Consider the following 5452-nt stretch of genomic DNA (forward strand, 5'->3'; position numbering starts at 1 on the left):
CCTCGCGATTCAGGCCGAATGCCGCCGGTGATCGGAACGTCGGCACGGCGGCGGGCTGCACGTCGACGACGACCGATCGTCTTGATGCTGCCCGCCGTGTGCGCGTTGGCCTTCCTGGTCGTTCCGCTGCTCGGTCTGCTGGTTCGTACGCCATGGCCGACACTCGCCGACCGCCTGTTCAGTTCCGAAGTCGGTGCGGCACTACGCCTTTCGCTGATCTGTGCGTCATTGGCGACCGCGATCTGCCTGCTGCTGGGGATTCCACTGGCGTGGCTGCTGGCTCGGGCAGAGGTACCGGCGCGGGGGTTGGTCCGCGCATTGGTGACGGTGCCACTGGTACTGCCGCCGGTCGTTGGTGGTGTCGCGCTGCTGCTGGTCTTCGGCCGCCGGGGGCTGGTCGGACAGTATCTCTATGACTGGTTCGCAGTGTCACTGCCGTTCACCACGCCCGGGGTCGTGGTCGCGGAGGCGTTCGTGGCCATGCCGTTCCTGGTGATTTCGGTTGAAGGCGCGCTACGGGCCGCGGATACCCGCTACGAGGAAGCCGCGGCCACGCTCGGCGCCACACCCTGGTACATCTTCCGCCGCGTCACCTTGCCCTCGGTGCTGCCGGGTGTGATCGCCGGTGGCGTCTTGTGCTGGGCCCGGGCCCTGGGCGAGTTCGGTGCGACGATCACCTTCGCGGGCAACTTTCCCGGGAAAACGACAACCATGCCATTGGCGGTCTATCTCGCGCTCGAAACCGATCCCGACGCCGCGATCGTGCTCAGTCTGGTCCTGCTCGCGGTCTCGGTCACTGTCCTGGTCACCCTGCGGGAACGCTGGATTCGAGGAGCGGTATGACACTGCGTGCCGACCTGCGAGTCGAACGGGAACGCTTCCGCCTCGATATCGCCGTCACCGCCGAACGCGGCGAGGTCGTGGCGCTGCTGGGCCCTAACGGCGCGGGCAAGACCACCGCGTTGCGCGCGCTGGCCGGGCTCACTCCACTCACCGGCGGACGCATCGCCGTCGCCGACCAGATCTGGGATGACCCGCCCGCGGTCTTCGTCCCGGCCGAGCACCGTCGAGTCGGTGTGGTATTCCAGGATTACCTTCTGTTCCAACACCTCTCGGCGCTCGAGAACATCGCCTTCGGATTGCGTGCCCGCGGTATGCGCCGTGCTCGAGCCAGAACACGCGCCGCGGAATGGCTCGACCGTGTCGGCCTGCAAGATCACACCCATGCCACACCACGTGAACTGTCCGGCGGTCAGGCACAACGTGTTGCCCTCGCCCGAGCCCTGGCCACCGACCCGCAACTGTTGCTGCTCGACGAACCCCTCGCCGCTCTCGACGCGAGCACCCGCCTACAGGTCCGTGCCGACCTGGCCCACCACCTGCACGACTACACCGGACACACCGTCCTGGTCACCCACGACCCGCTCGACGCCATGGTACTGGCCGACCGGCTCGTCATCCTCGAAAACGGTACCGTCGTTCAGCAAGGCCCACCCGCCGACATCGCCCGCCGACCACGCTCGGACTACGTAGCAAACCTCGTCGGGCTCAACCTGTTTCGCGGTACCGCCACCGCAACCACTGTCGACATCGACACCGGTGGCCAGCTGACCATCATCGACCCGATAACAGGACCGGTATTCCTCGCCTTCCCGCCCACCGCGGTGAGTGTGCATCTCGAACAGCCGACCGGAAGCGCGCGCAACACTTGGCCGGTCACCCTCACCGGGCTGGAACAACACGCCAACGTCACCCGTGTCCGACTCCACGGCAGCCCACCCGTGCTCGCCGATATCACCCCGGCCGCCGTCGCCGATCTCCGACTACAATCCGGCATGCAACTGTGGGCCGCGGTCAAAGCCACCGAGATTCACGTCTACCCCGCCTGAAACCGCGCCCACCGCGCACGGAATCAGCAGGCCGGTCCCGACATCACCGTGTCATGATGCCGATTCGATCAGCAGATGCTCCAAGCGGGCCGTGTCGTCGGAGTCCTCATCGACACCGATTACCGCGACGAACTCGCGATCACCGGCACGTCGCTGCAAGAGACTCCAGGAGTTGGCGAGATACCAGCTTGCCCCGGTGGTGCCACGCGGGCCTAAGCCCGCGCAGAATATCCGGTATCGGTCGGGGTGCAGATCCGGGCTCGGTCGCACCCGCGCGATGACGCCGACACTGTGATCTCCGCTCGAGCCGTACCTGCTACCGTCCGTCAACTCCAACTGCTCTAAACGGGAACCGCCTTCAGCACCATCGCCATCGAGAGTGAAAAGCGGACGATCGACGCTTTCAAGGTACAGACGTGTGCAGTCGTTGCAAGTCAGTCCAAAACTGATATAGGGGCGGTCGCTGTGCGCAACGACGTCCCGGTCGCTCCTGATATCGGTCAAAAGGCCAGTGTGTCGCCGCAGCGCGGAAAACACGTACAGCAGTCCGCGAACTTCCTTCTCCGGTAAGGCAGCCAGCACATCCGAGCGATGATCAGCCGCAACTGCGCGGACTTTGCCCATTGGGCACGGATAGGGGGCCTCGGCCACACCGAGTGCTTGCGCAGGCCGCAATGGTAGCTCGAAGGTCGGGTACACGAGTGTAATCCCGCTGGTGACCATCTCAGCCCCGAGAAATGCCTCGAGCTCGATGTCCGTTCCGGGAGGATCCAACTCGTGCGCGCGAGCGGCGACTGGTGCGGCATCTGCCATCTGAAACAATCTTTCGATCGTCCAGCCAGGGAACATCCTGACCAGCACCCGGCAATGGTAGTTGCGCGGAAGCCCGACCATCCTGCCCGAAAGCCACTGGTAGAACTGTGTCTTCGCTGGCCCGTAACCAGGTGGGATGGGAGGATCGAGTTGCGCGGCGCACCTATCGTACGCGGCCAGGAAATCCGAATGGCTCTTGAGATGCTGCTCCGCCAGCAGCATCTTCAGAACGGTAGCCAATGAAACCCCCTTACCCCTGAAACCACCGCCCTGGTGGCGGCGACTCGATTTACAACCGCAGCTCGCACGGGCCAGCAACGCTGTCCGGTGACCACCCCGGACGCAGTACCGCTCGGACATAGCTGTAGGAGACTCTGTTACCGATCCCACCCACCGCGGCCGCGGTGAGCTGTACCTTCCCCTCCCGGCCGGGGCGAGCGTAAAGCTGCATATCCGGGTCGATGGTCAGCGAGGTAACCGCAATGCTGCCGACGAAAGCGATCGCAGTGACGGTCGACAGGCCGGTCCCGGTGAGGTTGGGCCGTAGCGCCGCCTGCGGCAGCCCCTTGGACGGGGACTGGTGCTGTTCAAGGCAGGTATCGCAACGTAACAGACCCTATTGCTGGGTCCCTCCGAGGGGTGGCGGTGACCTGCACCGCACCCGCAGGCGCGATCACGGTGACCTGCGTATCCGAGTCGATGGTGAAGGCAGTTGCGGCAGTACCGAATCGCACGATCAAAGGACCGGCGAAGCCGGTATTCACCACAGAACGTTCGCGTCTCCCGATGCGGGCCACGAGGTCGGAGAGCGGGAGGTGATGGTAGGCATACGCTGCCTCCTTTGCCGCGATCGTGATTCCTCGACTGCACGGGTGATTGCTTCCAGTAAGCCCCCTACTCTGTTGCAGAGCAATGCATCTCGGATCCGTTTTCGTCCGTTTTCATACTTAGACCTTGCCTCCCGTCGATGTCATTCACTTCCGGTGTGTCAGAGTCGGTTGTGCTGCCGCACCGTCGTTAGTGCTCGCTGCCGAAATTCCCATGGACAGAGGGGGTCCCGCCCTAATGGGTTCGCACCGTGGCCGCACTGATCGCCACCCGCGACCAGTCGATCAAGTCTGACTGCCCAGCTCGCTGCGACCCGATAGTTCGGTCTATCCCGGCGGTGCGGTCGCGGCACGGGCCACACCGCGGCAAACCGCGAAGCTGCACCCGGACAAGGCCAGGCAGCGCGGCGCGGCGGCACGATCGCGTCAGGCGACGGCATCGGGCGCACAGCTGCGGCACAGGACCGCAGACTCGCAACCAGGTGACGAAACCCGTTGCGGCGCAGGTTTTCGGCGTTATATCCAACGGCTGCGATGGTGCGCGTGATCACGGCGATCGACGAGGGTTGGTAAGGGGGTGCCCGACCGACCGGGAGTCTCCAGATCTTCCACAAGCGGCGGGATTCCGATAACGGAGGAAAACGAACCCGTGCGGCCGGACGGTGGCGTATTTCAGGGACGCTAGTGGAAGTTGCGGGCCGCCAGAGCAACTCGGACAACCGCCCGGGTGCACCAGAGGAGCTACACAGCACCAAGGAGGCAAGCATCGTACCTACCTGTCCCCAACCTCGGGACCCACGACAGGGGGAACCAGCGTCACGATCACCGGTACGGGGTTCACCGGCCCGACTGCAGTGTGATTCGGCACTACCACAATGACTTTCACGCTGGATTCACCGACACAGATCACGGCGGTCGCCCCCGCCGGCGGCCCAGCCGCGTCGCGATCGAACGGCGGCCCGCCATCATGGATGGCGTTGCGGGGTGCGAGGTTCGGTGCGGATGCCGCGTTGGGGCGCAGGTGTGCCGAAGCGAGTCGACTTCACTGAGCCACGCTACGGACGCGAACCCGAATTCTGCTTGTGTTCGTCACCGTTCGAGCAGCAGATGCTCGAACAGTTCGCATTTGTCGTTGTCGAACATATCGATCTCGGCCAGGTCGTGGCGCGGAAGGCGGACACCGGAGCCCGGATTGAACGGCAGCGACGGCACGCAACGGTGCTCCACTGCCGCACGCCGCCGCGCGCCGAGGAACCCCGGCAGGTGAACATCGGTTGCGGATACTGCTACAAAACGGAGGCTGCGAAATTGTTGAGGGCTTCGACACTCGGGTCGAGCGCGAGACATAAAAAGCCTGTATCTAGTAGAATTAGACGGGTGCGGGTGCAACGGTTCCACATATCGCAGGCGTGGAAGGTCCCTACATGTAGTTCCGGAGCGTGGACGTCTGAGCATCGTTTCGTTTGGAGGGAAAGGACAATGTCCGAAGCGGTAGCCGGCCGGACCGGGCTCATCTTTGGTGTGCGATTCCGAACCGAGGAATCAGCTACCCGCACAACGCGGATCTCATTTCGATACGGACATATCGTGCATAGCTCGGTGTATCCGGCAAGATCGCCATAGAACCGCCGCGAGCAGGGGTTTTCTGGAAGTCTACACGCTTGTGGCGGCAAATCTTCGCGTTCCCGTTACGGCGAATTTTTGCACAGGTGCTCGACAAACGTCGGGACAGGCCATTCGCTAAGTAATGCGCTTCGGCCGGCGCATGACCGCAGCAGGGGATGGAAGATCGCTGCGACGTTGGTGAAGTGCTTCGTATGTAATTGTATCGGTATGGAAATGCGCCTACGGGAAAATTCCGGGCACAGAACGGGTCTTTGTTGCACCTGCTCCTGCGCCCGGAATTCGAGGAGGGGTTAGACC

The 5452-nt window shown here is 63.6% G+C and carries 5 protein-coding genes; 3 read left to right on the forward strand and 2 right to left on the reverse strand.

Annotated elements, in window-relative coordinates; genetic code table 11:
• Positions 1 to 84: 84 nt before the first annotated feature.
• Together modB and ACW2Q0_RS18260 are read left to right on the forward strand one after the other, a co-directional pair.
• Positions 85 to 843: a molybdate ABC transporter permease subunit gene (gene modB, locus ACW2Q0_RS18255; protein ID WP_457191632.1), complete on the forward strand. Its 759-nt coding sequence runs from the start codon at positions 85 to 87 to the stop codon at positions 841 to 843.
• Positions 840 to 1889 carry an ABC transporter ATP-binding protein gene (locus tag ACW2Q0_RS18260; RefSeq protein ID WP_457191633.1) on the forward strand — a complete coding sequence of 350 codons (1050 nt, stop codon included), beginning with the start codon at positions 840 to 842 and terminating at the stop codon, positions 1887 to 1889. The genes modB and ACW2Q0_RS18260 overlap by 4 nt, the downstream gene beginning before the upstream one ends.
• Before the next feature lie 51 nt (positions 1890 to 1940).
• Here the strand turns inward: ACW2Q0_RS18260 and ACW2Q0_RS18265 are convergent, their stop codons facing one another.
• On the reverse strand, positions 1941 to 2942 hold the full coding sequence (locus ACW2Q0_RS18265; RefSeq protein WP_457191635.1) for a hypothetical protein: 1002 nt from the start codon (positions 2940 to 2942) through the stop codon (positions 1941 to 1943).
• Positions 2943 to 4191: 1249 nt separating this feature from the next.
• Here ACW2Q0_RS18265 and ACW2Q0_RS18270 point away from each other — a divergent pair.
• Positions 4192 to 4389 (forward strand): IPT/TIG domain-containing protein, encoded by a 198-nt coding sequence (locus ACW2Q0_RS18270; RefSeq protein ID WP_457191637.1) that lies wholly within the window; start codon positions 4192 to 4194, stop codon positions 4387 to 4389.
• Between the two features lie 229 nt (positions 4390 to 4618).
• Here the strand turns inward: ACW2Q0_RS18270 and ACW2Q0_RS18275 are convergent, their stop codons facing one another.
• Positions 4619 to 4741, reverse strand: coding sequence for a hypothetical protein (locus ACW2Q0_RS18275; protein WP_457191639.1), 123 nt, complete (start codon positions 4739 to 4741; stop codon positions 4619 to 4621).
• Positions 4742 to 5452 lie beyond the last annotated feature (711 nt).

This window comes from Nocardia citri, from assembly GCF_054065835.1.

Coding starts and splice junctions, on each gene's coding strand:
- modB (WP_457191632.1), top strand. CDS start 85: ATGCTGCCCGCCGTGTGCGCGTTGGCCTTCCTGGTCGTTCCGCTGCTC.
- ACW2Q0_RS18260 (WP_457191633.1), top strand. CDS start 840: ATGACACTGCGTGCCGACCTGCGAGTCGAACGGGAACGCTTCCGCCTC.